Source organism: Streptomyces palmae, assembly GCF_004684805.1.
Lineage (GTDB): Bacteria > Actinomycetota > Actinomycetes > Streptomycetales > Streptomycetaceae > Streptomyces > Streptomyces palmae.
This window is the reverse complement of the sequence record NZ_SRID01000002.1, coordinates 34261-60448: the sequence shown is the minus strand read 5'-3', so window position 1 is coordinate 60448 and position 26188 is coordinate 34261. Positions and strand designations below refer to the sequence as shown.

The window sequence follows — 26188 nt, the reverse complement described above, 5'->3', positions numbered from 1 at the left end:
GTGCGGTACGGGGGTGGGCGGACGATCACACCAGCCGGCCCGCGAGCTGCGCGGGCCGGCTGGTGAACGGTGGGGGCTGGTCGGTGCCGGTGATCGGCGGGGTTCGGTTCGGGGTCCGTGCCGGTCGGCCGGTGATCCGTGAGGGCGGGCCGGTGCTACGACCGGTGGTCCGCCCCCGGCGGCCTACGCGGCGAGCCAGCTCGCGATCTGGGAGGCGGAGGAGCTCTTCCAGCCCAGCTCCAGGTGGTTGGCGTCGGCGACGGTGGCCTTGCCGCCGACCGTGGCGACGCCGGTGGTGTCGAGCGCGCTGGAGACGAAGACGACGCCGTCGCTGGGCCCGCGGTTCTCGTTGAAGATCCCCACGACGGTCGGGGAGCCGCCGGCCAGCAGGTAGGTGGTGACGGAGGAGGGCACCCCGGCCTGGTGCAGCGGCTTGATCAGCGAGCCCGCGTCGATGGCCGCCTGGATGCCGTCGCCCGAGGTGTAGAAGCCCTGGCCGCCGTAGTAGGTCGTGTACCAGTCCTGGGCGGCGCCGTCCACGCCGTACACCCCGTCCCAGCGCGCCAGCATCTGGCGCTGCCCGGGGTAGTTGTCCTGGCCGCCGGAGGGCGTCATGGAGAACTCCGGGTGGGCGGTGTACGTGCCGTAGCAGGTCATCTTGGCGTGCGGGGAGGGGGCGTTGACCTTGCCGCCGCACTCGGGCCAGATGGAGAAGTCATGCGCCCAGCCGTGCGCGTACGGGTAGTCGTAGCCGCCGTTGGGGCCGCCGACGGTGATCAGCTTGCGGACGTCGCCCGCGTACGGCCGGCCCCAACTCGGCTTGACCGAGGACACATACGCCCGGGTCGACATCTCGCCCTTGCTCCAGCCGACCAGGTCGACCTTGCTGACGCCCAGCTTCGCCTTGATCACGGCGATGGCGTCACCGACGACCTGCGCCTGCATCAGGTTGTCGCCCTGCTTGTGCGCGAAGCCCACCGCGAAGACCCGGTGGCCGCGCGCGGACAGGTACTGCATCAGCCCGGTGGACGGGCAGGACATGGCGCCGCAGCCGTAGCCGCCGGACTCGCCGGGGTTGGCCCAGGCGCGGTCCGCGGTGTCGTTCGCGCCGTGCACCAGCAGGACCGGGGTGGCGCGGCTGCCGGTGTCCCAGCCGGGGGCCGAGTAGAGCAGGAAGCGGCCGGAGTACGGGCGGGCGACGCCGCCGAAGTAGGTGACCCGCTTGCCGTCCTGGTCGCCGCGGCCGTCCGCGGGGAAGCCCTCGGTGCGGAATCCGCTGGTGGTGTCGAGGTAACGCTCCACCCGCTCCCAGCCGTTGCTCACCGTGCCGGCTCCGTAGCTCGCCTCCATGGTGAGGTAGGAGGGCGGCCCGGCGGCGACCGCGGTGCCCCCCGCGGCCGGCAGCCCCGCCGCCACCCCGATCAACAGCGTGAGCAGCATCCGCCACCAGCCCCGCCGGCCTCGTCCGAATCGCATGTCCTGACCCCCTTCGCTCCTGGCCCCCAGGGCTCCGTACCGATCGATGTCCGCGCGGCGCACACGCTAGGCAAGGGGCGCCCGGGTGGGCATGTGCGCGGGCCCCATAAGGGCGGCGCCCGGTGTGGGGCCGGGCAGGGAGGCGCGGCGCGTGGGACGGGGTGCCCGGTGCGGCTGGGAGGGCGCCTCGGCCAGGCCCGGAGGCGGCCGGCGGCCCCGTCGCGGGCCCGTGGAGAACCCGCCGGGGCGATGGGCCGGGAGGGCGACTTTCGCACATCGGGGACAAGAGGGACAATTAGGATGTCATGCCTAAGAAGGTGAGAGATCACGAACGACCGTGAGCCCAAGGCGGCGAGGCAACCCCGCAAGCGCGACCGCGACCACGAGGGCGATCGCGAGCGCGAGCACGAGAGTGAGCGCGTGCGCGACCGCGAAGATGACCGTGACCGCGACGGTGGAGGCGAGCCCGAGCGCCTGTCCGCGGCGGAGGCGATGCGCAGCGCGGCCGAGCAGTTGACCGAGCTGCTGGGCCACCGGCCCGAGTCCGTCTCCGCGCTGCGGCCCACCGAGGACGGCTGGGAGGCTCAGGTCGAGGTGGTCGAGGTGGAGCGGATCCCCGAGACGACCAGCGTGATGGCCAGCTACCAGGTGGTGCTGGGTCCGGCCGGCCAACTGCTGGGATACGAGCGGGGACGTCGCTACACGCGTGCGCAGACGGACAGGGACGCCCGGTAGCGAGGAACGCCCCTACGTCACGACCTCGTGAAAGGAAGAAGATCGTGACTGTGACTCCGCAAGGCGGCGGTGGGCTGGCGGCAGGCGGCGGCCGGGGTACGGGGAACCTCTACGACGTGCTGGACCTGGTCCTGGACCGCGGCTTGGTGATCGACGTGTTCGCCAGGGTCTCCCTGGTGGGCATCGAGATCCTGAAGGTGGACGCCCGCGTGGTGGTGGCGAGCGTCGACACCTACCTCCGCTTCGCCGAGGCGTGCAACCGCCTCGACCTCGAATCCGGCCGCAAGGCCCCCGCCCAGCTGACCGACATCGTGCAGGACACCACCGAAGGCGTCGCCAAGGGCAAGGGCAAGGGAGCGCTCGCGGGCGCGGTCGAGGCCATCACCGACTCGCTGCACAAGGGCGAGGACGAAGAGGACACCGTCTCCGAGCGGCGCGGCCGCTCCCGGCAGGAGGAGCCGGAACCCCGGTCCCACCGCTCCTCGCGATCGAGGGGGGACTGAGCGTCATGCCGGTGTACGTCTACGCCATCACCTCGGACTCGCACCCACTGCGTCTGGAGGAGCTCCACGGAGTGGGGGACCCGCCCGTCGCGCTGCACACGATCGGTGGCGACTCGCTGCGGGCCGTGGTGAGCGAGGTCCCCGAGGACCTCGCGATGTCCCGGCGGGACCTGGAGGCGCACCACGCCGTCCAGCAGAGCCTGGGCGCCGACGGCAGCATCCTGCCGTTGAGCTTCGGCTATGTGGCGGCGGACGAGGAGGCCGTGCGCGGGGTGCTGCGGGAACGGGCCGAGGAGTTCTCCAAGACCCTGGAGACGCTCTCCGGCCGGGTGGAGTTCAACGTCAAGGCCGTGGAGAACGAGGACGGGCTGCTGCGCGCGGTGCTGTCCCGCTCCGAACAGGCCCGCCGGCTCAACGAGGCCACCCGCGCGGGCGGCGGTAGCTACGAGGACCGGCTGGCGCTGGGCGAGCTCCTCGCCCAGGAGGTGCAGGCGACCGAGGAGGCGCTGGCCGCGGAGATCGTCGAGGCGCTGCGTCCGCTCGTGCACTCCCAGCAGCTCTCGCCGCCTTCCCAGCGGTACTTCCTCAACGCGTCCTTCCTCGTCGAGGAGGACCGGGCCGAGGAGTTCGTCCGGGCCGCCGACGAGCTGGCCGAGCGGTACGGCGAGACCGCGGAGGTACGGGTGCGCGGCCCGCTGCCGCCGTACAGCTTCGCGTGACGAGCCGAGTGAGGGAGGAGCCGTGGGACTGATCACCGGGATTCTGACGCTGCCCCTCGCCCCGGTCAGGGGCGTCGGCTGGGTGGTGGACAAGGTCCGCCTCGCGGCGGAGCAGGAACTCGACGACCCCGCCGCGCTCCAGGAGGAACTCGCCTCCCTGGAGCGGGCGCGGTCCGAGGGCCGTATCAGCGAGGAGGAGTTCGGTCAGCGGGAGGAGGAGCTGCTGGCCCAGCTGATGGCAGGACGGCAGTGATGACCACCGGACGGCAAGGAAAGCGAGGGTGGAGACGATGAGCAATGCCAAGATCGGCGCGGCTGTGCTGGGGGGATACGTGTTGGGGCGTACCAAGAAGGCGAAGCTCGCGCTGAGTATCGGCAGTCTGCTGGCCGGCCGCCACATCAGAGCCGGGCAGCTCGGCGGCGCCCTCGGCCGTGCTCCCCTCCTCGGCGGCGTCGACGAGCGGGTACGCGGTGAGTTGCTGTCCGCGGGCAAGGCGGCGGCGACCTCGGTGATGACCTCCAGCGCGGAGCGCCTGGCCGACACCCTGCACGACCGGACGGCGGCGCTGCGCGAGGAGTCGGCGCCGGACGAGGCCGAGGAAGAGGAAGCGCAAGAGGAAGCGGAAGAGGCAGAGGACGGCCGGGAGAAGAAGCCCGCGGCGGGCGGCCGGTCCGGGCGCCGGACCGAGTCCCCCTCCCGCGGCGGAGGCGAGGGTACGCGCCGGACACCGCGCTCCAAGGAGTCCGGCTCCAAGGGTTCCGGCTCCAGGGAGGGCCGCGGCGGCGGGAAGGACGGCGGTGCGGCCGAACGCCCCTCGGCCGAGCGCCCGCGCAGGACGAGGAGGTCCGGTGATGGCTGAGCAGAAGTCGCGCGGTCTGCGAGACCGGCTCCAGGACAATCCGGGCACCAGCCGCCTGGTCGAGGAAGCCGAGGCATATCTCCAGGCGCGCCTGGAGAAGGGGCTGGGGGACATGACGCACCGACTGGAGGGCGCGGCCGAGAAGCTCGGCCAGGGGGACTTGGGCGGTCTGGCCCCGCAGGGGTTGGTGTCGGCCCTCGGCAAGGGCGGCCAGCGGCTGGCCTCGGGCGCCTCTCCCGGCTCGGCCGTCCTGGGCATGGCCAAGGACTCGCTGATGGACAAGGTCAAGGGGCTCACCGGCAAGAAGGGCGGCGGGGGGAAGCGGTCCGGTGCCGGCGGCAAGAGCCTGTTGATGATCGAGGACGTGGACGTCGGTGTCCCGGTGCGCGAGGCGTACGACCAGTGGACCCAGTTCCAGCACTTCAGCAGGTTCGCCAAGGGCGTCGTGCAGGTCGAAAGGGAGGACGACGTCAAGTCGCAGTGGCATGTGAAGATCGCCAAGTCGAACCGCAGCTGGACGGGCAAGGTCACCGAGATGGTGCCCGACGAACGCATCGCGTGGACCTCCGAGGGGGCCAAGGGCACCACCAAGGGCGTGGTCACCTTCCACCCGCTCGGCGAGAACCTGACCAGGGTGCTGCTGGTCATGGAGTACTACCCGCACGGTTTGGTCGAGAAGACCGGCGCCCTGTGGCGCGCCCAGGGCCGCCGCGCCCGCCTCGACCTGAAGCGCTACCGGTCCTTCCTGACCATGCGCGGAGAGGCCACCGGCGGCTGGGGCGGAGAGATCCGCGACGGCGAGGTGGTCCGCGGGCCCGACGAGGAGGCCGAGGAGGACCGGGAGCCGGAGGAGGACGAGGAGGCCGCGTCCGGCGAGCAGCAGGACCAGCGGGCCGACGAGGACGAGTACGGCGAGGGCGACGAGGAAGAGGAGGGCGCCGAGGACGGCGAGGACTCCTACGACGACGAGGACGAGGAGGACGACGCGGCCCACGACCAGCCCGAGGCGCGGAGCCGGCGCCGCGGCCAGCGCGATGACGAGCCGTACGAGGACACGTTCGAGGAAGACGCCGAGGACGCCTACGAGGACGAGGAGCCCGAGGAGGAAGAGCGGCCCCGCCGATCCAGGCGATGAACCGAGGAGGTCGATCCCGCCGTGACCGAGCCCGTTCCCTCCCCCGGGGGCCCCGCCCGATCGTTCTACCCACCCGAGCGGTCGGGGAGCGGCGCCAACCTGGCCGACATCCTTGAGCGGGTGCTCGACAAGGGCATCGTCATCGTCGGCGACATCAAGATCAACCTCCTGGACATCGAACTCCTCACCATCAAACTCCGGTTGCTGGTGGCCTCCGTGGACAAGGCGAAGGAGATCGGCATCGACTGGTGGGAGCACGACCCGGCGCTCTCCTCGCGGGCGGACCCGGAGCTGTCCTCCCGCGAGGAGAAGCGGCGCAGCCTGGAAGAGCAGAACGAGCGCCTGCGGGCCGAGGTCCAGGAGCTGCGGAGGCAGACCACCGAGCCCCCGGCCGTCACCGAGCGGGCCCCTGAAGAGGAAAGCCCGCGCGAGGCGGAGAGTACGAGCGAGGCGGAACGTCCCCGCAAGGCGCAGCGCCCACGCGAGACCCCCGAACCTCCGAGCGACGCGCGAAGCCCCCGCGAGACGGAACGCCCACGCGCGGCGGACCGCTCCCGAGGGGCCGAACCGAGCCGTGGCAGGCGGCGCACCCGGGACCGAGAAGAGGACTGACAGGGACTGACAGGGACCGAACGAAGACCGGCTGACAGGGACTGACCGGGACCGACAGGGACCGAACGAAGACCGACTGACCGAGACCGACAGGGAACAGGGAGGAGCGATGGCCGGAGCGATGGCCGGCACCCTCAGCTACGCCTACGCCATAGTGCGGTACTCCGATCCGCTGGAGCACAGCGCGCTGGCCGGCTGCCGTGGCGTCGCCGACGGACCCGTCACCCTGGTCCGCTCGGCGGACCTGGCGGCGGCGGTCAGCCCCGTACCCGACACCGACTTCTCCCAGGCGGCCCTCACCGCGCACCTGGAGGACCTCGACTGGCTGGAGCGCACGGCCAGGGCCCACCACCTGGTCGTCGACTCCCTCGCCGCCCACACCACGGTCCTGCCGCTCCGGCTGGCCACCGTCTACCTCGACGAGGAGCGCGTGGCGCAGATGCTGCGCGAGGGCCACCAGACCTTCGCCGCCCTGCTGGACCGGCTGGCCGGACAGGCGGAGTGGGGCGTGAAGGTCTACGTCAGCACTCCCGCCGCGCCGGAACCCCAGGCGACCACGCCCGCCGCGGAGGCGGCTGATCCGGGCCGGGCCTATCTGCGCCAACGCCGCCACCACCACCAGGAACGCCAGGATGTCTGGCACACCGCGGAAGAGGTGGTGCGCCGGATCGACGCCGGGGTCCGGGAGGTGGTCTCCGAGCACGCCCGCCACCGGCCGCAGCAGGGCCGGCTGGCCGACACCTCCGGCGAGAACGTCGCGAACGACGCCTACCTCGTCCCCCACGACCTGGCCGAGGAGTTCCGTGACCGGGTGCTGCGCGCAGCCGAGGGCCGCCCCGGCGTCCGGGTGGACATCACCGGCCCCTGGGCCCCGTACTCCTTCAGTCGCCTGGGTGCCCCGGAGGAGGCGCCGGCGCCATGACCAGGCACGCGGCGGGCGCGGAGCCCGGGGATCGCCCCCTGGTGCAGCCGCAGGTCGCCCTGATCGACCTGCTGGACCGCCTGCTCAGCGGTGGTGCCGTGCTGACCGGCGACCTCATCCTGTCGATCGCCGACATCGACCTGGTCCGCGTCTCCCTGCGGGCCGTGGTGGTGGCCATCCGCGAGGAAGCCGAACGGACCTGGACGCTCGAACTGCCCACCAGCTCCGCCGAGGACGGTGCCGACCGTGCCGAACCCTACTGATCGCCCGTCCCCCGACCCCGTACGGGAGGCCGCCCAGGCCGCCGCCCGCGCGCTGTCGATGTCCCCCGCGCGCCCCGACGAGCTGCACCCCCACCCCGGCTCGCTGGCCGAGCGGCTGCACAGCGACCCGGACACCGTGGAGCGGGACCTGGTGCGCCTGGTGCTCACCATCGTGGAGCTGCTGCGCCAGCTCATGGAACGGCAGGCACTGCACCGGGTCGACGCGGGCGGCCTCACCGAGGAGCAGGAGGAGCGCCTGGGCCTCACCCTGATGCTCCTCCACGACCGGATGGCCGAACTGTGCGACCGATACGGGCTGACCATGGACGACCTCAACCTGGACCTCGGCCCCCTGGGCCCCCTGCTCTGACCCACCGGGCCGACCGGCCTGGTTGCTGGTCACAGTGCCCAGCGGCGGCGGGTCGGGAGGTGGCGAACGTGGGCGCAGCCGTCGGCGTCGCGGTGGTAGCAGAACCGGTCTTGTGTGGGGCGGTCCTGCTCGTTCCACCACCGCCACGCCTCCTCGACCTCCTGCCAGAGCCCGGGTGACCCTCCGTAGGTGACTGTCTGCGCTCCGGAGAGCGGCGTGCGGGCCCAGGTGCCGTCAGGCAGCTGTAGCTGAAGAGCCATGGCGCCTGTGTCGTCGTCGATGCTGTAGACGAGTTCGGCGGCCGGGAAGTGGAACGCGAGGAGGAGACGGAACGGGTAGTGCGCACGGATGTCCGCTGCCGTGACGTCGGTGCGGCGAGTGTCGACGGCCGACGCGTACGGGGCGCGGTGCTTCGCCGGGTAGGTGGTGGCGTTGCCGCGGGCAGCCATGAAGCGGCCACCTGTGATGGTGAAGGCGCCTGAGGCGTGTTCCTTGTCGACCCTGACGCGGACGAGACCTCCTTCGATACCGAGCGCGATGTCGGTCACGATGAGGCCGCCGGGCCGCGTCTGCTCGATCCATGCCTGTGGGATGGCAGGTACTGAGCAGGTGGCGATGGTGCGGTCGAACTGGACGTCGTCCGGACCGGGATGGCCGTCGCGTGCGTCGCAGGCTGCGAGGTGCGGCTCGTAGCCGAGCTGAGCGAGGCGCCCTCGGGCGGCGTCGACGAGCTGGGGATCGACGTCGGAGGAGTAGACGAGATCAGCGCCGACGCGGGAGCACAGTAGGGCGGTGAGGTAGCCGGTGCCGGTACCCACGTCCCATACCCGGTGACCGTCATGGACCAGGAGTTCTTCGACCATGCCGGCGAGCAGACTCGGCATGGTGCCGGAAGAGGTGGGCACGCCCGTCCACGCGTGCTCGTCCACCTGCTCGGCGGTTTCGGGGTCAAGGGCGGTCACGAGGGTCTGGTCGCTGTAGACGGCCGCGAGCCAGGCGTCGCGGTCCTCAGCCGCGGAGTGCAGGCGCCAGACGGTGAGTCCCCTGTCGTTGGTCTCCTGGCTGTACCAGCGGGGTACGAACGGGTGGCGTGGCACGGAGGCGAAGACTTCGGCCCACCGGGGGGTGCGGATCGCGCCGGCGGTGCTCAGCTCGTCGACCAGAGCGCCGAGTCGCGGCCGAACGTCGGCAAGCGTGGGGTCGGTACTCACGCGGGTACTCCTTGCAGTTCGTCGGCGATGGCTTCCGCGATGGGTAGTCCTGTCCGGTGTTGTATCCAGTCCCATTCGCCGCACGGGTTGACCTCGAGGAACGTCCACTGCCCGTCAGGAGACACGATGAAGTCGAGGGCACCGAACCGGAGGTTGAGCCTGCGCATGAGGCGGCGCACCGCGTCACCGATCACGGGCGGTGTGTCGGTGACCCGGTAGGAGAGGGACTGGTAGTCGCTACGCCAGTCGGTCTGGCCGGCGCTGGTGGTGCTGTGGATTTCTGCGGCGAGCAGGCGGTCGCCGGCCACGGTGAGGCGCACCTCGTATGCCTTCTCGATCCAGGCTTGGAACAGGTGGGCGGTGGTGTCGATGCCGCGCAGGTCGGCGAGGTCGTCCTCAGTGATGCGGCGGGTGTAGGCGACTTTCAGCTCGTCGTCCTCGATGAGTACGGGCGAGGCGACCGGCTTACAGATGATCGGGCCGGCAATGTCGCCGGCGAATGCCCGGACGGCGTCGGGGCTGTTGGTGATGAGGGTCGGGGGTACGGCGAGTCCGCACTGTCGGGCGGTGGCGAGCTGGAGTGGCTTGTACTCGGCGCGGGACATGGCGGCGGGGTCGGAGACCCATCGGCAGTCAAGGGCGGTGATGATGCCGCCGAGTCCGGCGCGCGCCTGGGCGGCGGCGAACCTGCGCTCGGGTTCGGACATGCCCTTGGGCAGCTGGAACGCGGTGGGCCTGCGGTAGTAGGCAGCCTGGATGTCGGCGAGGTCGACGGCGCGGTGTGCGTTGGTGAGTCCGCCGGTCCACCCTCGCCGGGCGTCGATACGCCCGGCGAGGGTGAGTTGCTGCGGGAACTCTGCGGCGTCCATGCGGAACACCTCCGCGCCTCGGTCCGCCAGCACCTTGACGACGCGGTCCGTCGGCCAGTCGTCACGGGCGGCGATCACGAGGATGTTGCCCATGTCAGTCCTTGGCGCCCTCGTCCAGCGGCGGCGGATTCTTGACGTTTCCGTCCGGCACTGTCGGGCTGTGGGTGGCCATGTAGGGCAGCGGACCGTCGTAGATGCTGATGGACATCTGCGCCTGCTCGTCGTAGACCGCGGCCGGCTTGACGATGGCCTGGGTGGCGTCCGGGCGCTGGACGTGGCGGAGAATCCACGGACGGGTGTTCGGGCCGGTGGGGGCCTCGCTGCTGTACGGAAGGGATCCGCCTTCGGCGGTGAGGGGGAACCCCTCAAGAGGGTGGGCGAGCGCGGCTAACACTGGTGGTGCTCCTCTCGCTGTCGGTTGCCCCACTGTTGTCCAAGCGGAGCGGCCCTGCGAACTGCCCGCAGGCACACATGCCTCGGGCAGGGGGAGGACTGACAGTCGGTCGCCCAGGCGGCACGTGGAGCGACCGTAGCGCTCTTCGCGGGCCCGTATCAATAGTTGTACGTCTAATCCGAGAGACGGCATATGCCAACAGTTGATACGGGTCACGGGCGTATGCAGGCCGGGCTCGTCCCGGCGGGTGAGCGTTAGATCAGATGATCGAATTCGCCTGCTTTTGCTCCGAGGATAAACGCGGCGAGCTTTTCGCGCGTGGTGGTGATGACCGCGTGGGGTTCATCGCTTTCACGCATGAGGATGCTGTCGCCGGCCTGCCCCACCTCGACGCAGTCATCCCTGTCACCCGAAAAAGAGGACTTTTGCCAGTTGATCTCAGACATTGGGTGCCTTCACAGTTGTTTGGCCATGGTGTGAATGAAATCCCGTGACTCGTTTGGAGCCAGGGAAACCTTTAGCGTTCGGCGCAGGATGCTGCGGTAATTCTCCAGGTGGTTTTCGGCATCCAGGAAAAGCGATCCGTGCGCCGTGTCGAGTGATACCGTGTCGAGTTGCGGGACCGGTCCGGAGGCGTACGTGAGGGAACTGTTCGCGCCAGGGAACGCTCCCGCCGAGAACGGGATGATGCGAATGGTGATGCGATCTTGTTCGCTGAGTTCAGCGAGTCGATCGAGTTGGCGCCGCTGGCCATCCTGGCCCGCGAAGAGCATCCGCAGTGCTGCCTCGTGGATGATGAAGGTGCACTCGGTGCCTTGCGGGGAGCGCTCGAGGATGCACTTTCGTTGCATTCGATGCGACACTCGTCGCTGGACCTCTATGGCGGAGAGTTCGGGAACCGTCTGGCTGAACAGTGCGCGTGCGTACTCCTCGGTTTGAAGCAAGCCGGGGACGTATACCACCTGAAAAACGGTGAGGCTCCGGGCGTGATATTCGAGTTCGGCGAGGTCAAGCGCGCTTGTCGACAGCGTGGTGCGGTGCTGCTCCCACCACCCTTTTCCCCGCTCCTCGGCCATGCTGGCGAGTGCATTTACATACGCTGCGTCGGGGCAGGCGTAGTTCGTCGACCATGTGCGCACTCGATCGGCACTCACGCCAAAGCGGCCAGATTCGATATTGCTTATTGTGGTTCGGTCTGTGCTGAGGAGTTGAGCGGCGTCGCCTATGGTGAGCCCGGCGTGTTCGCGCATCTTCCGAAGCTCCGCGGCCAGCCGTCGTTGACGAGCGGTCGGCGCCTTCCTCGGTGGCATCTGGCCTCCCCTTCTCATGTGGCTTCTCAGTTTGGCCTGGTACCTCGGAGTGGTCCACCTCGTATCACTTCTGCTTCCGAGGGGTACAACTTGTGAGACGGGCGCGCTACGGTGCTTCCCAGCACCGCGTCGCACGCCAGTAAGTCCGCAGTGCAGTCATCCGCGTGCCCTCTTGTGGGGCGCCCCTGGGGGGTGACCGGGCCACGGTGGTGAGCGGCGCGAGCCGTACCCGCGTTGGGAGAGGTCGAATGAAGATCACATCTGCCTTAACGGCGCCGTCGGCGCCACCTGAACTGCCGCTTCACGCCTACTCGTTGACGGGGCCGAGCAGTCCGACCATGGCGGGACTCGCCCGCTTGTTCCTCGCGAACCTTCTGCTGTCGGCGGGTGTCGCCGAGAAACCTGTCGAGGCTGCGAAGTTGTGCGTGACGGAGCTTGTCGCGAACGCGCACAAGCACACCGCCACCACCGTGATCACGGTCGAGGCCCTACTCGCCGCCGGCAGGCTGACCGTGCACGTTCACGACGACATGCCCGAAGGCGTCGTGGTGCCGCAGGCGAACGAGAGTGACATCCCCGAGCACGGCCGAGGACTGCGGCTGGTCAGCAGGTACGCCGATCTGTGGGGCACCACCATCTACGGCCGTGCGGCCCCGGAGCGCAAGTCCGTGTGGTTCCTGCTGGATTCCGTCGCGAACGGGAGGGCCGATGACGAGTACTGACGGCTTCCTGCTGACGTGCATGGTCGTCGCGATCTGCGTCAGCCTCCTCGTCCTGGTCGCGCTCTTCGCCTGGATGCCCAGTGGGCAGCGCGGTGTCACGCCGCCGTTGGACGAGCCCGGGGGCACCTACACCTGTCTGTGCTGGCAGGCCCCTGTCCGTGTCGAGATCGCACCCCGGATCCCGCCGGGGCGCGGGCGGCATGCCCGTGGTCGGTCGCCGGACCACCGAAGCCGCCGTTGAGGCGGCGCCCCCGCCCGGGCCGTGCGGGCCGGGCGGGGGCGCCTCTCATGCGTGGGTGATGCCACCGACCGGCGGCTGGTGCCCGTCAGGAGGCCATGGACGCCGAGTCCGACCGGGTACCGTCCCCGGCCTCCGGCGCGCCGCCGGCCTCCTTGCCGGGACCGGTCTCCGCACCCGTACCGGCCTCCGTACCGGCACCGGCCCCCGTACCCGCGGCCTTCCCGCGCGGTTCGGTCGGCAGGGTGCGCAGGAGGAGCCAGTAGCCGGCGGCGGCGAGGGTGCCGATCGCGGCGCAGGCGGCCCACAGCCAGGCGGCGCCGAAGCGGTCGATGATCTGACCGGACATCAGCGGCGCGGCCAGCGCCGCCACCGACCAGGACATGGTGTAGACGCCCTGGTAGCGACCGCGGGCATGGGTGGGGGAGAGCCGTACCACCAGGCCCATCTGGGTGGGGGAGTTGATGATCTCGGCGAGGGTCCAGACGGCGACGGTGAGCGCGTACACGCCCAGCGAGCCCGCGAAGGCGGTGAGCCCGAAGCCGTATCCGGCGAGCAGCGCGGAGACCATCAGCGTCAGGCGGGCGTCGCGGCGTTCGATGATCCGGGTGATGGGGAGTTGCAGGGCCACGATCAGGACGCCGTTGACCGCGATCACCATGCCGTAGTCGGAGCTGGAGAAGCCCTCCAGGCCCATGGTCACCGGGAGCGCCACCGAGGACTGCTGGAAGATCAGGGCGATCAGGAAGGAGAGGCCCACCACGCTCATGAAGCGGCCGTCCCGCAGCACGGTGCCCAGGCCGGTCTCCGGCTCGGCGGCGGGGCCGGCGACCGGGGCCCGCTCGGGGCGGGACTCGGGCAGCTTGATGAAGACCAGCACCGCGCAGGCCAGCGTCATCACGGCCTCGCCGAGGAAGCCGGCCCGGTAGCTGTACTGGGCGATGAAGCCCGCCGCGGTGGAGGAGATGGCGAAGCCCAGGTTGATCGCCCAGTAGTTCAGGGAGAAGGCCCGCACCCGGTCCTCGGGGGCCACGATGTCGGCCATCATCGCCTGGACCGCCGGGCGGGAGGCGTTGGAGGCCATGCCGACCAGGAAGGCGACACCGGCGATGGCCATCGGGTGCTGGACGAAGCCGAGCGCGGCCACCGCGGCGGCGGTCGCGCTCTGGGAGATCAGCAGGGTGGGCCGGCGTCCCAGCCGGTCCGCCATCACCCCGGCACCCAGCGAGGAGATCACCCCGCCCAGACCGTGCAGGGCGGCGACCAGTCCGGCGTAGGTGGCGGAGTAGCCGCGCTCCACGGTCAGGTACAGGGCCAGGAAGGTGGCCACGAAGGCGCCCAGCCGGTTGATCAGGGTGCTGGTCCACAGCCACCAGAAGTCCCGGGGGAGCCCCGAGACACTCTCTCGCAGGGCCCGTCTGACGGCGGCTGCGGACATGGGTTCTCTCCCCCTGGTATGCGGGCGCGCTCGATCGGCACGACGGGAAGCCGTGCAGGTCGGCGACGGGTGTAAGTGGCTCCAACGGCCTGCGTAACTTACGCTCCGGTGTTCCTCGCACGCCAGTCAATTGACGCGACCCGTCAAACGTCCCGACGGTGGGAATACCGGCCGCGCACACCGGACGGCGCGGCGGCGGGCCCCGGCGGCCTGGCAGCGGTCGCCCGCGGGGTGTCATCTACGCTCAGAGGCATGGCCGACGCACCGTACAAGCTGATCCTCCTCCGCCACGGCGAGAGCGAATGGAACGCGAAGAACCTGTTCACCGGCTGGGTGGACGTCAACCTCAACGAGAAGGGCGAGAAGGAGGCGATCCGCGGCGGTGAGCTGCTCAAGGAGGCCGGCCTGCTCCCCGACGTGCTCCACACCTCCCTGCTGAAGCGCGCCATCCGCACCGCGCAGCTGGCCCTGGAGACCGCCGACCGCCACTGGATCCCGGTCCACCGCTCCTGGCGGCTGAACGAGCGCCACTACGGTGCGCTCCAGGGCAAGGACAAGGCGCAGACCCTGGCCGAGTTCGGCGAGGAGCAGTTCATGCTGTGGCGCCGCTCGTACGACACCCCGCCGCCGGCGCTGGCGGACGGCACCGAGTGGTCGCAGAGCGAGGACCCGCGCTACGCGTCGATCCCCAGCGAGCTGCGCCCGCGCACCGAGTGCCTCAAGGACGTCGTCGACCGCATGCTGCCGTACTGGTACGACGGCATCCTCCCGGACCTGCTGGCCGGCCGCACGGTCCTGGTGGCCGCGCACGGCAACAGCCTCCGCGCGCTGGTCAAGCACCTCGACGGGATCTCCGACGCGGACATCGCGGGCCTGAACATCCCCACCGGCATCCCGCTCTCCTACGAGCTGGACGCGGACTTCCGCCCCGTCGTCCCCGGCGGCACCTACCTCGACCCGGAGGCCGCCAAGGCCGCCATCGAAGCGGTCAAGAACCAGGGCAAGAAGAAGTAGGCAGCAGCGGTCAAGCCCCCCACCCGCGGTTTCGCCGCGGATGGGGGGCTCTGCACTGCCCTGGGGCCGCCTGTGGGCCGTCAGAACACGGCTCGGCTCGAGCTGCCGGACGACGTGGCGCGTTTCCGATCGACGTCCGATCGCCGACGCGTCGCCGATCGGACGTCGATCGGAAAGGCGTCGGCCTCAGTGCTTCCACTCCGACGACCCGGCGCGATGCGCGTACGGTCTGGTGCCTCCGACGGCCTCCGGACAGTACGGGGCCGCGACCTCTGCCCCGCCCAGGCGAGAAAGGCGAGGATGAAGCCCGCCTCGACGATCAAGGACAGGGGGCCGTATGGCAGCTCCCAACCGGGTTCGTAGTAGCCGCCCGGCAGGCCGACGGTGCGCGACAGCAGAAAACCGACGATCATGCCGAGGCTGACGAAGGCGCCAGTCAGCCAGGCGCCCATCGGGCGTTTCAAGGTCACCAGCCCCACCGTCACCACCAGCATGACGGCACTGCCCACGGCGAACAGGAGGCCGATGTAGAACTTCTCCTCAAGGTGATCGGGGACGAGGAGACCGTGCAGCACCACATTTCCCACGGCGCAGCAGACCCCCAGGCCCCGCAGGGTGACGTCGGCGACAGAGGCGGAGTTCATGATGACTCCAGGTGTTCTTGCGGAGGGAGAAGGCGGGGGCCGAGATGGGTGGTGAAACCCCATTGCTGTTTGTGAAGTCATACGCAAAGGACGCCCGAGGGGATTGCACCCGCGCCGCGGAGCGGGAACAAGGATGGCGGCCACGAGGCGCACGGGCCGACCGCCCGGACGGGGTGATCCCCACCGAGTCCGCCGCCGACGGCCTGTTCACCGTCGCCCCGGCACCGTCATCGGGCCGGTCCGGAGCCTCATCTCACAGGATGACGCCTGACGGGCTCACGTCCGCTCGACCGTGACGTCGCCGGTCTGGGTCTTCGCCGTGATGGTGTGTGGGCTGTTGTCATCCTGCTCGATCCGTACGTCGACCTTGCCGGTCTGAGCCTCGGCCCGGACCGCGTACGGCGCGCCAGGTGGGACGGCGATACGGACTCCGCCGGTCTGGCTGGTGGCGTGGACGGCGGACGGGGCGTTGCTGAACGTCGCCCGGACACCGCCGGTCTGCGTGCTCAAACGTGCCCGTGCGGCCTTGAGCCGGATCCCGGAGACGTCGCCGGTGTTGCTGCCGGCCGTCACCGGGCCGCCCATCGCGGTGAGTGACACATCGCCGGTGTCGGTCCTGGCCGTCGCCGAGCCGCTCACCCCGGTGAGTGACACGTCGCCGGTGTCCGTGGTGACGGAGACCGTCGTACCGGTCGGAACCCGTACGTCGTAGTCGACGCCGCAGTCATGGCAGTCGTAGGTCAGGGTCAGTGTGCCGTCGGCGGTGGTGTGGGTGGTGTGCGGTGCGGAGCTCTTGTAGTTCTGCTTCTCGGTGACGTTGACCGCCGAACCGCCGCCGACCACCCGTATGTCCCCGGTGCCCCCCTTGATGACCAGCTTGTGCACCGGTGCGCCCACCTCGTAGCTGACCTCGCGGTGCTTGTCCGGCCCCAGCATGGAGCAGGCGGAGAGCAGCGCGACCGCGGTGGTGGCGGCGCCGGCGGCGCTGAGCAGGCGGACTGCCGAACGGTGGATCATCACTTCCCCCTCGATGGTGCTCGCTGATCACAGCGTCCCATCACGTGCCCGTGGCGGAGATCCCCCGCACGATCGGTCTGCGGGTCCGTCTCGGGAGGGATGCGGGGGGAGGCAGCCCCTAGGTGTGGTGGAAGTGGGCGTAGGGGTACACCCGGGGTCGGGCGGCGGTGGACGCGGCTCGGCACCGGCGGGGCCCCCGGCCGGTAGTGTCCGGTCGAGGGCCCTTCGGTGGGTGCGGGCGCGTCGTTCAGCCGCAGCCTCCGCCGCAGCTGCACGAGCCGCCGGACTGGCAGCCGCAGGAGCAGCCGGGGCCGCAGGAGCAGTTGCTCGAGGTGGCGTGGGACGTGGGGCTGGCCGGATGTGCGGTAGGCATCGGTGACCTCCTGGGATCGGCTCGGTCCTGCCGTCCATTGCACTCCTGGGGGCCCCGGCGCATCAACGGCGCGTCCGCGGCGCACCCGAGGTGCGCTCCCGCGCACCAACGGCGCGCGGCGGGGGCGCGGCCCGGCGCGGGCGCCCGCATCCCGCCCCGGACCATCCTCTACGGCAGGAGGGCCGGCCACCCCCCAACCCGTACCGCACCAGCGGGCGCGTGGGTGGTCAGGTGCCCTCGACCGGCTCGGGGGTGGGGAGTTCGTCCGCGTGTTCGCCGGTGACCAGGTAGACCACCCGCTTGGCGACGGACACCGCGTGGTCGGCGAAGCGCTCGTAGTAGCGGCCCAGCAGGGTCACGTCCACGGCGGTCTCTATGCCGTGCTTCCAGCGGTCGTCCATCAGGTGCTGGAAGAGCGTGCGGTGCAGCAGGTCCATCGCGTCGTCGTCGTGCTCCAGCTGCATCGCCAGGTCGATGTCCTTGGTGATGATCACCTCGGCGGCCTTGGCCATCAGGCGCTGGGCGAGCTGGCCCATCTCCAGCATGGTGGCGTGCAGGTCGCCCGGGACGGCGGAGGCCGGGAAGCGGAGCCGGGCCAGCTTGGCGACGTGCTGGGCCAGGTCGCCGGAGCGCTCCAGGTCGGCGCTCATCCGCAGGCTGGTGACGACGATCCGCAGATCGGTGGCGACCGGCTGCTGGCGGGCCAGCAGGGTTATCGCGCGCTGCTCCAGGTCGCGCTGGAGGTCGTCGACCTTCTCGTCGGCGGCTATGACGCTCTCCGCGAGCTTGAGGTCCGCGTCGAGCATCGCCGTGGTGGCGCGGCCGATGGCCGAACCGACCAGCCGGGCCATCTCGACCAGGTCTTCGCCGATCGAATCGAGCTCCTCGTGGTAGGCGTCCCGCATCAGTGACCTTCTCTCGCTCTCGCGCCCCGGGGGCGTTCGGTGTCCGTGGTGTGTCCCGCGTACTCATCCTGCGCACCCTGTTCCCTGCACGCGTCCCCGCAGGTGCTCCCGCACGTCCGGGGTGCCTGGTGGGCAGGGTGTTGACGGCTACGCGGTGCGGGGAGCGCGCCGGACTGGTCGCGCGCCCCTCCCCACGGTCCCACGCTCGAGTGGGAACACGTCGGGCTCCAGCACCTCGTGTGAATCGGGATGGTCCCCTCGGTGAACTCTGGGTAACGCACGTTCCCCCCGGCGTCTCGGCGGGTGGCGCTGCTCACAACCCTCCGACCTGCGCCGGAGGCGGTCAGAGCGGCGGGATCACGGGAAACCGGCGGTATGCCTGGGCGGTACACGGGTCGTGCGGAGTGAATCAGGGCCGACCCCTCGGTGAACTCTCGGCAACGTCTGTTCGAGCGATCGCTTCCGAGGCTGTGGAGCCCTCGCATTCCGTGCATAACCTGGACGCATGAACGTGGACGCGGCGGTCGCCGCACTGGCAGCGGTCGCCGGTCTGTGCACCGGTGTCATCGCCATGCTGGCGTTCCGCTGGAGCGAGCGCGACCAGGCCAGGCCCACCCGTTCCTCCCTGCACACCGAGGCCGCCCTGCCGCCCGGCGTGGACACCGTGCTCTCGGTGCTGCGCTCCTCGGCGGTGGTGCTGGACGAGGCGGACGCGGTGGTCAAGGCCAGCTCCGCCGCGTACGCCCTCGGACTGGTGCGCGGTGGGAAGCTCGCGGTGGAGCCGATGCTCGCGATGGCCCGCGACACCCGCAGGGACGGCGAGATACGCCAGATCGAACTGGACCTGCCGCGCCGCGGCACCGGCCGCGGGGGCGAGGCGCTGGCGGTCTCCGCCCGCGTGGCCCCGCTCGGCTCCCGGCTGGTGCTGCTGCTGGTCGAGGACCTCACGGAGGCCCGGCGGATCGAAGCGGTCCGCCGCGACTTCGTGGCCAACGTCAGCCATGAGCTCAAGACCCCGGTGGGCGCGCTGTCGCTGCTCTCCGAGGCCGTGATGGACGCCTCCGACGACCCCGAGGCGGTCACCCGGTTCGCCGGCCGGATGCAGATCGAGGCCACCCGGCTGACCAACCTGGTGCAGGAGCTGATCGACCTCTCGCGGGTGCAGAACGACGACCCACTGGAGGACGCGGAGCCGGTCCGGGTGGACGAGCTGGTGGCCGAGGCCATCGACCGCTGCCGCCACCAGGCGGGTACCAAGCAGATCACCATGGCCACCAACGTGGTGGCCCCCGCGGGGCACTCCTCCGAGGGCGGCGGGCGGCAGGGCACCGAGGACCTGCGGGTCTGGGGCAACCGCGGCCAGCTCGCGGCGGCCCTGGGCAACCTGGTGGAGAACGCCGTCAACTACAGCCCGGCCCGTACCCGGGTGGGCATCGCCGCCCGCCGCATCCCCGGCCCGGCCGGCGGCCCCGCCGGAATGATCGAGATCGCGGTCACCGACCAGGGGATCGGCATCTCGGAGAAGGACCGCGAGCGGATCTTCGAGCGGTTCTACCGCGTCGATCCGGCCCGCTCGCGGCAGACCGGCGGGACCGGCCTCGGTCTCGCCATCGTCAAGCACGTGGCCGCCTCGCACGGCGGGGAGGTCACGGTGTGGAGCGCCGAAGGCCAGGGCTCCACGTTCACCCTGCGACTCCCGGAACCCGGCAGTGCCCGGGACCGCGCCGAAGCCGAGGCGGCCCGCGAGGGCCGCCACGGCAGCCGCTCACTGCTCGGTCCCGAGGACCTCGAAGGCGAGGACCAGGACCGGGCGTACGAGACCTTCACCAACGATCCACTCTCCCCGGAGGTCCTTCCGTGACCCGAGTGCTCGTCGTCGAGGACGAAGAGTCGTTCAGCGACGCGTTGTCGTACATGCTCCGCAAGGAGGGCTTCGAGGTCGCGATCGCGACTACCGGGCCCGAGGGCCTGGACGAGTTCGAGCGCAACGGCGCCGACCTGGTGCTGCTCGATCTGATGCTGCCGGGGCTGCCCGGCACCGAGGTCTGCCGCCAGCTCCGCAGCCGCTCCAACGTCCCGGTCATCATGGTGACCGCCAAGGACAGCGAGATCGACAAGGTCGTCGGTCTGGAGATAGGAGCCGACGACTACGTCACCAAGCCCTTCTCCTCCCGCGAGCTGGTCGCCCGCATCCGTGCCGTCCTGCGCCGCCGCGGCGTGCCGGAGGAGGTGGCCCCCGCCGCGCTGGAGGCCGGACCGGTGCGGATGGACGTGGACCGGCACGTGGTGACGGTCGGCGGCGGCAAGGTGGACCTGCCGCTGAAGGAGTTCGACCTGCTGGAGATGCTGCTGCGCAACGCGGGCCGGGTGCTCACCCGCATGCAGCTGATCGACCGGGTCTGGGGCGCGGACTACGTCGGCGACACCAAGACCCTGGACGTCCACGTCAAGCGGCTGCGCGCGAAGATCGAGCCGGACCCGGGCGCGCCCCGCTACCTGGTCACGGTCCGCGGCCTCGGCTACAAGTTCGAGCCCTGATCGGCGCCGCACCCGCGAGCACTGTGCAAAGGGCGGCCGTCCGGAATCCTCCGGACGGCCGCCCTCGCGCATGTCCTACTCTCGGCCGCGCCACGGTGCGGGCCCGCTCGGGGTGCCGGACCGCGGCGCCTCCGCTCAGCCACGGACCGGCCAAGCCGCGGTCCCGCTCAGGCCCGCGCCGGCCCGAGCGGTTCCGCCCAGGCCCCGCGCCGGCCCGCGAACGACGCCTCCGCGCAGGCCGCGGCGACCCGCCCAAGGGCACCTCGGCTCAGGTCGGCCGACCCGCCCAAGGCGCCTCCGCTCAGTGGCCGGCGGTCTGCCCGTTCGGGTTGGGCTCGCCGGTCGCCACGCCCTGCCGGTCGGCGGGCTTGTCGGCGGGCTTGTCGGCCGCCTGGCCGCTCGGCTTGTCGGCGGGCTGACCCGCGTCGTGCTCGCCGGCCGGCACGTCGCTCGCCTTGTCGCTCGGCTTCTGCGCCGGCGGGCCGGACTGGGCCGGGGCGCTCGGCATCTCGGACGGGCCCCACTTGTCGAAGTAGCTGGTGGCCGGGACGACGAAGGCGTCCAGCTTGACCTCGCCGGTGGTGCTGAAGTCGAAGGCCACGGTCTGCGCCGAACCGTCCTCGGCGGCCTCCCGGCCCTTCTCGAGCACTGCGGACGCGTTGCCCTTGCCGCCGATGGTGATCGCGTAGCCCTTCGGCACCACGACCGGACCCGATCCCTTGGCCGGGGAGAGCTTCACGGGGTGCCCGGCGACGGTGATGGACTTCAGGGTCTGGTCGCTGGTGCCGTTGTTGAAGATCCGGGCGTTGACCACCGCCGGGCCCGTGGCGTTGCGGTCCGGCTGGGTGATGATCGTGGCGTTCTGCACCGCGATGTCGCCGACGGAGGTGGCGGCGTTGTCCGGCTTGATCTCCAGGCTCTGCGCATCGTTTCCGGCCGCGCAGGCGGAGAGCGAGGCGATCGAGAGCACGAGGGCGGTGGCGGCGAGGGCGCCGCGTCGAAGGTCGCTGCTCACGGCGGCGGCATCTCCTAGGACGAAGTAAAGGTTGGATCAGCGCGCTTAGGTTACCGAGCCACCCTCGGCGCGCCGCACCCGACCCGCCCCAGACGATCTCCCGCAGGTCGGAATATCTTCCCGGCGGCCGGTCGGCGGATTATCGGTAAGGAATGCGATGAGCCACCAGGGGAATTTGATCACCCCTGCGATCATCTGTGGCGTGATCAATTCGCGAATCGCTCGCGATGTAGCCTCCGGCGACCGAACGGAGTACCGGAAGTACCGCTGAAGGAGTCCGGCAAAACGGGACGTTCAGCCACTCGCGCGGGTCGACCGGAAGCTGTAACGTGCGCCTTTCGCTTCGCCCGAACAGCCGCTCCCACCTGCGAATACCCCGTTCCGGAGACCCCTCGAAGCACGTTACGGCCGTTGTTGTCAAGCCCCGAGATATGCCCTGACCTGCGAAAACGCCATTCAGAACAGAGCGTTGCCGTGTTACCCTGGATAGCCACGGAAGGGGTACCTGTCACATGACGTTCAAGGTTGGCGACACCGTGGTCTATCCCCATCACGGGGCCGCGCTGATCGAGGCCATCGAAACTCGCCAGATCAAAGGCGTGGACAAGACCTACTTGGTGCTGAAGGTCGCACAGGGCGACCTCACGGTTCGTGTGCCGGCGGACAATGCGGAGTTCGTCGGTGTCCGCGATGTGGTCGGCCAGGACGGGCTGGACCGGGTCTTCGAGGTGCTGCGCGCACCGTACGCCGAGGAGCCCACGAACTGGTCCCGGCGCTACAAGGCGAATCTGGAGAAGCTCGCCTCAGGTGATGTGATCAAGGTCGCCGAGGTGGTCCGCGACCTGTGGCGCCGCGAGCGTGAGCGCGGCCTCTCCGCAGGTGAGAAGCGCATGCTGGCGAAGGCCCGGCAGATCCTGGTGAGCGAGCTGGCGCTTGCCGAGAGCACCAACGAGGACAAGGCCGAGGCCCTGCTCGACGAGGTTCTCGCGTCCTGACCCCAGCGGATCCACCCGTCTGACGCGGTGCTCGATCCACAGCAGTGAGATGCCACAGCAGTGATGCCGCGGCGCCCGCGACCCGACATGGTGACGATCCGATCCGTGTCCACAGTCGCCGGGCGCTGCGGCATTTCGCGCTCCGGCCGCTCCCGCCCCGCGGCGCACGGCCGAGGCCACTCCGCGCCCCGAACAGGGCGCCGCACGGTAGCCCTGAACCCCGGCGCTCTGCGATGCTCTTCACGCACCGCACCGCGCCGATGCTCTTCGGGCACCCCATCGTGCCCGGGGTGCCGGGCCCGGACCGCCGGCGCGACCAGCCGTCACGGAAGGGTCTGGTCGGGGCATCGCGCCCGGGCACCCCAAGCCCTCACGAGCGGGGTACCTCCAGGCCATACCCATTCGAGCCGAGGAAGCAAACCTGAACGCCAACGCAATGTCCGCCTCCCAGGGTGCGGAGCCCTCGGAGCGGTCCACCCGCACCGCCGCGGTCATCCCCGCGGCCGGCCGTGGCGTGCGCCTCGGCCCCGGAACCCCCAAGGCACTCCGCACGCTCAGCGGCGTCCCCATGCTGGTGCACGCCGTACGGGCGATGGCCGCGTCCCGCGCGGTCTCCCTCGTCGTGGTGGTGGCACCCGCCGACGGCGTCGCGGAGGTCCGCCGCATGCTGGACGAGCATCCGCTGCCCGGCACCACCGAGGCGGTGGTGGTCCCCGGCGGAGCCACCCGCCAGGAGTCCGTCCGGCTCGGGCTGGCCGCCCTGCCCCAGGACGTCACCACCGTGCTGGTGCATGACGCGGCCCGCCCGCTGGTCCCGGTGGACACCGTGGACTCGGTGGTCGCCGCGGTCCACGAGGGCGCCCCCGCGGTCGTCCCGGCGCTGCCGCTGGCCGACACCGTCAAGCAGGTCGAACCGCGCACCGGCGAGCGGGCCGGTGAGCCCGAACCGGTGGTCGGCACTCCGGAGCGGGCGTTGCTGCGCGCCGTCCAGACGCCGCAGGGCTTCGACCGCCGCACGCTCGTCGAGGCGCACGAGACGGTACGCCTGGAGGGCGAGGGAGCCACCGACGACGCCGGGATGGTCGAGCGGCTCGGCGTGCCGGTGGTGGTCGTACCCGGCCACGAGGAGGCGTTCAAGGTCACCCGGCCGCTGGACCTGGTGCTGGCCGAGGCCGTCATCGCCCGCCGGAGGGCCACCGATGGCTTCTGATCGCGCAGCGAATCCGGGGGCCCCGGTGGTCCCGGTCGTCCCGCTGGTCGGGATCGGCACCGACACCCATGCCTTCGAGGAGGGCCGCGAGCTGTGGTGCGCGGGCCTGCTCTGGGACGACCCGGAGAACGCCGGGCACGGCCTGGCCGGGCACTCGGACGCCGATGTGGTGGCGCACGCCGCCTGCAACGCGCTGTTCTCCGCGGCCGGCCTGGGCGACCTGGGCGCCCACTTCGGCACCGGCCGCCCCGAGTGGGCGGGTGCCTCCGGGGTGACCCTGCTGACCGAGGCGGCCCGGATCGTACGCGCCGCCGGCTTCGAGATCGGGAACGTCGCGGTCCAGGTGGTCGGCGCCCGGCCGAAGATCGGCAAGCGCCGGGACGAGGCCCAGCGGCTGCTCTCCGACACCATCGGCGCCCCGGTCTCGCTCTCCGGGGCCACCACCGACGGCCTGGGCTACCCCGGCCGCGCGGAGGGGCTGACCGCGATCGCCACGGCACTGGTCTACCGCGCCCCCGAGGGCGCCGCCGGCTGAGCGCCCGGCACCCCGGGTGGTCCTCGCGGGTCCATCCCGGGTGGCGCGCGCATGGGTCACCCGCCAGGGGGCATGGCGGCTAAGTGGAGCGTGCGGCGTGGTACGGATTCCCGGGAGGGACCCGTACCCGCCGCGCCCGCGCCCCGCACCGACCATCCGCACCGACCCGTCCGGGAGGACCCATGGCCGCCGAGCTCTCCGACAAGCTCAAGGAGCTCCTCGACACGCCCGTCTTCATCATCGTGGCCACCCTGCAGCCGGACGGCAGCCCGCAGCTGTCCCCGGTCTGGGTCACCCACGACGGCGACGACGTGCTCTTCTCCACCACGGTCGGCCGGCGCAAGGAGCGGAACCTGCGCCGGGACCCGCGGGTGACGGTGCTGGTGCAGCCCGCCGACGCGCCCTACAACTACGCGGAGATCCGCGGCACCGCCACGCTCACCACCGAGGGCGGGGACGAGCTGATCGACCGGCTCTCCCGGAAGTACACCGGCAAGGACTACCGCGACTTCAACCCGGACTCCGTCAACGACGCCCAGCGGGTGGTGGTACGGATCCAGCCGCGCAAGGTGGTCGGCATGGGCCTGGGCTGAGGCCCGGCGCCGGACCCGCCCGGCGCGGTGGGAGATCCGCGGTATCACACTTCGGTGACCCTGCGGCCATTCGGTCGCGGGGCACTGGCGTGCTGCGTCTACCCTTGATGCGTGACGATTCGCCTGTACGACACCAGCGCCCGGCAGATCCGTGATTTCACCCCGCTGCGGCCGGGCTGTGTCTCGATCTACCTGTGTGGCGCCACCGTGCAGGGTGCCCCGCACATCGGGCACATCAGGTCCAACCTCAACTTCGACATCATGCGCCGCTGGTTCGTGTACCGCGGCTACCAGGTGACCTTCATCCGGAACGTCACCGACATCGACGACAAGATCATCCGGAAGTCGGCCGAGCAGGACCGCCCGTGGTGGGCGATCGGCTACGAGAACGAGCGCGCCTTCAACGCGGCCTACGACGGTCTCGGCTGCCTGCCGCCGACCTACGAGCCGCGGGCCACCGGGCACGTCCCCGAGATGATCGAGATGATGCGCGGCCTGATCGAGCGCGGCCACGCCTACGCCGCCGAGGGCAACGTCTACTTCGACGTGCGCTCCCACCCCGACTACCTGGAGCTGTCCAACCAGCAGCTGGAGAACCTCCAGGCCGCCGGGGACGTCGAGGCCGGCAAGCGGGACCCGCGCGACTTCGCCATGTGGAAGGCGAGCAAGCCGGGCGAGCCCAGCTGGGAGACCCCCTGGGGCCGCGGGCGCCCCGGCTGGCACCTGGAGTGCTCGGCCATGGCGCACAAGTACCTGGGCGCGGCCTTCGACATCCACGGCGGCGGGCTCGACCTGATCTTCCCCCACCACGAGAACGAGATCGCGCAGGCCAAGGCCTTCGGCGACGACTTCGCCAACTTCTGGCTGCACAACCACTGGGTCACCATGAGCGGCGAGAAGATGTCCAAGTCGCTGGACAACTCGGTGCTGGTCGCCGACATGCTCCAGCGGTGGCGGCCCATCGTGCTCCGCTACTACCTGGGCACCCCGCACTACCGCTCGACGATCGAGTACAGCGAGGAGGCGCTGCGCGAGGCGGAGTCCGCCTTCGCCCGTATCGAGGGCTTCGTGCAGCGGGCCACCGAGAAGGCCGGCCAGCCCGTGGAGCCGGCCGCCGAGGTGCCGCCGGCCTTCGCCGAGGCGATGGACGACGACATGGGCGTCCCGCAGGCGCTGGCGGTGCTGCACAACGCCGTCCGGCAGGGCAACTCGGCCCTCACCGCGGACGACAAGGAGACCGCGGTGGCCCGGCTGGCCGAGGTGCGCGCCATGCTCGGGGTGCTCGGCCTGGACCCGCTGGACGAGCAGTGGGCGGGCGCCGGCGAGCGCGGCGAGGACCTGCACGGTGTGGTGGACTCGCTGGTCCAGCTGGTGCTGGAGCAGCGGCAGGCCGCCCGCGCGCGCAAGGACTACGCCACCGCGGACGCCATCCGCGACCAGCTCCAGCAGTCCGGGCTGGTGATCGAGGACACCCCGTCCGGACCGCGCTGGGAGCTCGGCTCGCGCTGACCCGGCCGTGACGCGCGGACGGGCCCCGGCCCGTCCGCGCAGCCGTGTGCCGTCCGGCCTCCC

Annotated in this window: 31 protein-coding genes; 20 read left to right on the top strand and 11 right to left on the bottom strand. The window is 70.9% G+C overall.

Going from position 1 to position 26188, the window contains the following annotated elements:
* Positions 1 to 183: 183 nt before the first annotated feature.
* A complete protein-coding gene (locus E4099_RS00695; protein ID WP_245244450.1) occupies positions 184 to 1476 on the bottom strand; it encodes an esterase/lipase family protein in 1293 nt (430 codons plus the stop codon).
* 420 nt (positions 1477 to 1896) lie between these two features.
* Here E4099_RS00695 and E4099_RS00690 point away from each other — a divergent pair, with 420 nt between their 5' ends.
* The 10 genes from E4099_RS00690 (at position 1897) to E4099_RS00645 (ending at position 7595) form a co-directional block, all read left to right on the top strand.
* Positions 1897 to 2211, top strand: coding sequence for a gas vesicle protein GvpO (locus E4099_RS00690; protein ID WP_245244449.1), 315 nt, complete (start codon positions 1897 to 1899; stop codon positions 2209 to 2211).
* Between the two features lie 50 nt (positions 2212 to 2261).
* Positions 2262 to 2714: a gas vesicle structural protein GvpA gene (locus E4099_RS00685; RefSeq protein WP_135336911.1), complete on the top strand. Its 453-nt coding sequence runs from the start codon at positions 2262 to 2264 to the stop codon at positions 2712 to 2714.
* Between the two features lie 5 nt (positions 2715 to 2719).
* Positions 2720 to 3433 (top strand): GvpL/GvpF family gas vesicle protein, encoded by a 714-nt coding sequence (locus E4099_RS00680; RefSeq protein ID WP_135336887.1) that lies wholly within the window; start codon positions 2720 to 2722, stop codon positions 3431 to 3433.
* Positions 3434 to 3455: 22 nt separating this feature from the next.
* Positions 3456 to 3686, top strand: a complete 231-nt coding sequence (locus E4099_RS00675) for a gas vesicle protein GvpG (protein WP_135336886.1) — start codon at positions 3456 to 3458, stop codon at positions 3684 to 3686.
* A gap of 37 nt (positions 3687 to 3723) precedes the next feature.
* Entirely contained in the window at positions 3724 to 4293 is a 570-nt protein-coding gene (locus tag E4099_RS00670) for an ABC transporter substrate-binding protein (RefSeq protein ID WP_135336885.1), read from the top strand.
* The gene (locus E4099_RS00665) at positions 4286 to 5428 is read left to right on the top strand and encodes an SRPBCC family protein (protein ID WP_135336884.1); all 1143 of its coding nucleotides are present in this window, start codon (positions 4286 to 4288) and stop codon (positions 5426 to 5428) included. Before E4099_RS00670 ends, E4099_RS00665 begins: the two co-directional genes overlap by 8 nt.
* Positions 5429 to 5449: 21 nt before the next feature.
* On the top strand, positions 5450 to 6040 hold the full coding sequence (locus E4099_RS00660; protein WP_135336883.1) for a gas vesicle protein: 591 nt from the start codon (positions 5450 to 5452) through the stop codon (positions 6038 to 6040).
* A gap of 109 nt (positions 6041 to 6149) precedes the next feature.
* Positions 6150 to 6962, top strand: a complete 813-nt coding sequence (locus tag E4099_RS00655; protein ID WP_245244448.1) for a GvpL/GvpF family gas vesicle protein — start codon at positions 6150 to 6152, stop codon at positions 6960 to 6962.
* Positions 6959 to 7225 carry a gas vesicle protein gene (locus tag E4099_RS00650; protein WP_135336882.1) on the top strand — a complete coding sequence of 89 codons (267 nt, stop codon included), beginning with the start codon at positions 6959 to 6961 and terminating at the stop codon, positions 7223 to 7225. The genes E4099_RS00655 and E4099_RS00650 overlap by 4 nt, the downstream gene beginning before the upstream one ends.
* Positions 7226 to 7283: 58 nt before the next feature.
* Positions 7284 to 7595, top strand: coding sequence for a gas vesicle protein K (locus E4099_RS00645; protein WP_135336909.1), 312 nt, complete (start codon positions 7284 to 7286; stop codon positions 7593 to 7595).
* A 29-nt stretch (positions 7596 to 7624) separates the two neighbouring features.
* On the opposite strand, the gene E4099_RS00640 is transcribed toward E4099_RS00645, so the two are convergent.
* The 5 genes from E4099_RS00640 to E4099_RS00620 form a co-directional block, all read right to left on the bottom strand.
* Complete coding sequence (locus E4099_RS00640) at positions 7625 to 8806, bottom strand: methyltransferase domain-containing protein (RefSeq protein WP_245244446.1); 1182 nt, start codon at positions 8804 to 8806, stop codon at positions 7625 to 7627.
* Complete coding sequence (tgmB, locus tag E4099_RS00635) at positions 8803 to 9768, bottom strand: ATP-grasp ribosomal peptide maturase (protein ID WP_135336880.1); 966 nt, start codon at positions 9766 to 9768, stop codon at positions 8803 to 8805. The genes E4099_RS00640 and tgmB overlap by 4 nt, the downstream gene beginning before the upstream one ends.
* A 1-nt stretch (position 9769) precedes the next feature.
* Positions 9770 to 10069 carry a hypothetical protein gene (locus E4099_RS00630; protein WP_135336879.1) on the bottom strand — a complete coding sequence of 100 codons (300 nt, stop codon included), beginning with the start codon at positions 10067 to 10069 and terminating at the stop codon, positions 9770 to 9772.
* A gap of 254 nt (positions 10070 to 10323) precedes the next feature.
* Positions 10324 to 10515: a DUF397 domain-containing protein gene (locus E4099_RS00625; RefSeq protein ID WP_135336878.1), complete on the bottom strand. Its 192-nt coding sequence runs from the start codon at positions 10513 to 10515 to the stop codon at positions 10324 to 10326.
* A 9-nt stretch (positions 10516 to 10524) separates the two neighbouring features.
* On the bottom strand, positions 10525 to 11379 hold the full coding sequence (locus E4099_RS00620; protein ID WP_135336877.1) for a Scr1 family TA system antitoxin-like transcriptional regulator: 855 nt from the start codon (positions 11377 to 11379) through the stop codon (positions 10525 to 10527).
* Between the two features lie 248 nt (positions 11380 to 11627).
* Between E4099_RS00620 and E4099_RS00615 the strand changes: the two genes are divergently transcribed.
* Together E4099_RS00615 and E4099_RS00610 are read left to right on the top strand one after the other, a co-directional pair.
* Positions 11628 to 12101, top strand: a complete 474-nt coding sequence (locus E4099_RS00615) for an ATP-binding protein (protein WP_135336876.1) — start codon at positions 11628 to 11630, stop codon at positions 12099 to 12101.
* Entirely contained in the window at positions 12088 to 12342 is a 255-nt protein-coding gene (locus E4099_RS00610; protein WP_135336875.1) for a hypothetical protein, read from the top strand. The genes E4099_RS00615 and E4099_RS00610 overlap by 14 nt, the downstream gene beginning before the upstream one ends.
* Positions 12343 to 12427: 85 nt before the next feature.
* On the opposite strand, the gene E4099_RS00605 is transcribed toward E4099_RS00610, so the two are convergent.
* Complete coding sequence (locus tag E4099_RS00605; RefSeq protein WP_135336874.1) at positions 12428 to 13777, bottom strand: MDR family MFS transporter; 1350 nt, start codon at positions 13775 to 13777, stop codon at positions 12428 to 12430.
* 252 nt (positions 13778 to 14029) lie between these two features.
* On the opposite strand from E4099_RS00605, the gene E4099_RS00600 reads away from it, so the two are divergent.
* Positions 14030 to 14791: a phosphoglyceromutase gene (locus tag E4099_RS00600; protein ID WP_135336873.1), complete on the top strand. Its 762-nt coding sequence runs from the start codon at positions 14030 to 14032 to the stop codon at positions 14789 to 14791.
* 80 nt (positions 14792 to 14871) lie between these two features.
* Here E4099_RS00600 and E4099_RS32750 read toward each other — a convergent pair whose 3' ends face one another.
* The 3 genes from E4099_RS32750 to phoU all read right to left on the bottom strand — a co-directional run bounded on the left by E4099_RS32750 (position 14872) and on the right by phoU (position 17730).
* Entirely contained in the window at positions 14872 to 15435 is a 564-nt protein-coding gene (locus tag E4099_RS32750; protein WP_167828244.1) for a hypothetical protein, read from the bottom strand.
* Positions 15436 to 15711: 276 nt separating this feature from the next.
* Positions 15712 to 16452: a DUF4097 family beta strand repeat-containing protein gene (locus tag E4099_RS00595; RefSeq protein WP_135336872.1), complete on the bottom strand. Its 741-nt coding sequence runs from the start codon at positions 16450 to 16452 to the stop codon at positions 15712 to 15714.
* 600 nt (positions 16453 to 17052) lie between these two features.
* Positions 17053 to 17730 (bottom strand): phosphate signaling complex protein PhoU, encoded by a 678-nt coding sequence (gene phoU, locus E4099_RS00590; RefSeq protein ID WP_135336871.1) that lies wholly within the window; start codon positions 17728 to 17730, stop codon positions 17053 to 17055.
* 505 nt (positions 17731 to 18235) lie between these two features.
* Between phoU and phoR the strand changes: the two genes are divergently transcribed.
* Positions 18236 to 19591, top strand: a complete 1356-nt coding sequence (gene phoR / locus E4099_RS00585; RefSeq protein ID WP_135336870.1) for a two-component system sensor histidine kinase PhoR — start codon at positions 18236 to 18238, stop codon at positions 19589 to 19591.
* Positions 19588 to 20268, top strand: a complete 681-nt coding sequence (phoP, locus tag E4099_RS00580) for a two-component system response regulator PhoP (RefSeq protein ID WP_135336869.1) — start codon at positions 19588 to 19590, stop codon at positions 20266 to 20268. Before phoR ends, phoP begins: the two co-directional genes overlap by 4 nt.
* 301 nt (positions 20269 to 20569) lie before the next feature.
* Here phoP and E4099_RS00575 read toward each other — a convergent pair whose 3' ends face one another.
* Positions 20570 to 21283 carry a DUF461 domain-containing protein gene (locus E4099_RS00575; RefSeq protein WP_135336868.1) on the bottom strand — a complete coding sequence of 238 codons (714 nt, stop codon included), beginning with the start codon at positions 21281 to 21283 and terminating at the stop codon, positions 20570 to 20572.
* A gap of 512 nt (positions 21284 to 21795) precedes the next feature.
* Between E4099_RS00575 and E4099_RS00565 the strand changes: the two genes are divergently transcribed.
* The 5 genes from E4099_RS00565 to cysS all read left to right on the top strand — a co-directional run bounded on the left by E4099_RS00565 (position 21796) and on the right by cysS (position 26125).
* Positions 21796 to 22278 carry a CarD family transcriptional regulator gene (locus E4099_RS00565; protein WP_009716930.1) on the top strand — a complete coding sequence of 161 codons (483 nt, stop codon included), beginning with the start codon at positions 21796 to 21798 and terminating at the stop codon, positions 22276 to 22278.
* Positions 22279 to 22714: 436 nt separating this feature from the next.
* Positions 22715 to 23488, top strand: coding sequence for a 2-C-methyl-D-erythritol 4-phosphate cytidylyltransferase (ispD, locus tag E4099_RS00560; RefSeq protein WP_135336867.1), 774 nt, complete (start codon positions 22715 to 22717; stop codon positions 23486 to 23488).
* On the top strand, positions 23478 to 24023 hold the full coding sequence (gene ispF, locus E4099_RS00555; RefSeq protein ID WP_135336866.1) for a 2-C-methyl-D-erythritol 2,4-cyclodiphosphate synthase: 546 nt from the start codon (positions 23478 to 23480) through the stop codon (positions 24021 to 24023). The genes ispD and ispF overlap by 11 nt, the downstream gene beginning before the upstream one ends.
* A 182-nt stretch (positions 24024 to 24205) precedes the next feature.
* Entirely contained in the window at positions 24206 to 24616 is a 411-nt protein-coding gene (locus E4099_RS00550) for a PPOX class F420-dependent oxidoreductase (protein ID WP_135336865.1), read from the top strand.
* 111 nt (positions 24617 to 24727) lie between these two features.
* On the top strand, positions 24728 to 26125 hold the full coding sequence (gene cysS, locus E4099_RS00545) for a cysteine--tRNA ligase (protein ID WP_135336864.1): 1398 nt from the start codon (positions 24728 to 24730) through the stop codon (positions 26123 to 26125).
* Positions 26126 to 26188 lie beyond the last annotated feature (63 nt).

What these genes read in the sequence shown, in the direction of transcription:
- E4099_RS00695 (WP_245244450.1), bottom strand. Translation starts at nt 1,476, where the DNA reads ATGCGATTCGGACGAGGCCGGCGGGGCTGGTGGCGGATGCTGCTCACG.
- E4099_RS00680 (WP_135336887.1), top strand. Translation starts at nt 2,720, where the DNA reads ATGCCGGTGTACGTCTACGCCATCACCTCGGACTCGCACCCACTGCGT.
- E4099_RS00670 (WP_135336885.1), top strand. Translation starts at nt 3,724, where the DNA reads ATGAGCAATGCCAAGATCGGCGCGGCTGTGCTGGGGGGATACGTGTTG.
- E4099_RS00665 (WP_135336884.1), top strand. Translation starts at nt 4,286, where the DNA reads ATGGCTGAGCAGAAGTCGCGCGGTCTGCGAGACCGGCTCCAGGACAAT.
- E4099_RS00655 (WP_245244448.1), top strand. Translation starts at nt 6,150, where the DNA reads ATGGCCGGAGCGATGGCCGGCACCCTCAGCTACGCCTACGCCATAGTG.
- E4099_RS00650 (WP_135336882.1), top strand. Translation starts at nt 6,959, where the DNA reads ATGACCAGGCACGCGGCGGGCGCGGAGCCCGGGGATCGCCCCCTGGTG.
- E4099_RS00645 (WP_135336909.1), top strand. Translation starts at nt 7,284, where the DNA reads ATGTCCCCCGCGCGCCCCGACGAGCTGCACCCCCACCCCGGCTCGCTG.
- tgmB (WP_135336880.1), bottom strand. Translation starts at nt 9,768, where the DNA reads ATGGGCAACATCCTCGTGATCGCCGCCCGTGACGACTGGCCGACGGAC.
- E4099_RS00625 (WP_135336878.1), bottom strand. Translation starts at nt 10,515, where the DNA reads ATGTCTGAGATCAACTGGCAAAAGTCCTCTTTTTCGGGTGACAGGGAT.
- E4099_RS00620 (WP_135336877.1), bottom strand. Translation starts at nt 11,379, where the DNA reads ATGCCACCGAGGAAGGCGCCGACCGCTCGTCAACGACGGCTGGCCGCG.
- E4099_RS00615 (WP_135336876.1), top strand. Translation starts at nt 11,628, where the DNA reads ATGAAGATCACATCTGCCTTAACGGCGCCGTCGGCGCCACCTGAACTG.
- E4099_RS00610 (WP_135336875.1), top strand. Translation starts at nt 12,088, where the DNA reads ATGACGAGTACTGACGGCTTCCTGCTGACGTGCATGGTCGTCGCGATC.
- E4099_RS00605 (WP_135336874.1), bottom strand. Translation starts at nt 13,777, where the DNA reads ATGTCCGCAGCCGCCGTCAGACGGGCCCTGCGAGAGAGTGTCTCGGGG.
- E4099_RS00600 (WP_135336873.1), top strand. Translation starts at nt 14,030, where the DNA reads ATGGCCGACGCACCGTACAAGCTGATCCTCCTCCGCCACGGCGAGAGC.
- E4099_RS32750 (WP_167828244.1), bottom strand. Translation starts at nt 15,435, where the DNA reads ATGAACTCCGCCTCTGTCGCCGACGTCACCCTGCGGGGCCTGGGGGTC.
- E4099_RS00595 (WP_135336872.1), bottom strand. Translation starts at nt 16,452, where the DNA reads ATGATCCACCGTTCGGCAGTCCGCCTGCTCAGCGCCGCCGGCGCCGCC.
- phoU (WP_135336871.1), bottom strand. Translation starts at nt 17,730, where the DNA reads ATGCGGGACGCCTACCACGAGGAGCTCGATTCGATCGGCGAAGACCTG.
- phoR (WP_135336870.1), top strand. Translation starts at nt 18,236, where the DNA reads ATGAACGTGGACGCGGCGGTCGCCGCACTGGCAGCGGTCGCCGGTCTG.
- E4099_RS00565 (WP_009716930.1), top strand. Translation starts at nt 21,796, where the DNA reads ATGACGTTCAAGGTTGGCGACACCGTGGTCTATCCCCATCACGGGGCC.
- ispD (WP_135336867.1), top strand. Translation starts at nt 22,715, where the DNA reads ATGTCCGCCTCCCAGGGTGCGGAGCCCTCGGAGCGGTCCACCCGCACC.
- ispF (WP_135336866.1), top strand. Translation starts at nt 23,478, where the DNA reads ATGGCTTCTGATCGCGCAGCGAATCCGGGGGCCCCGGTGGTCCCGGTC.
- E4099_RS00550 (WP_135336865.1), top strand. Translation starts at nt 24,206, where the DNA reads ATGGCCGCCGAGCTCTCCGACAAGCTCAAGGAGCTCCTCGACACGCCC.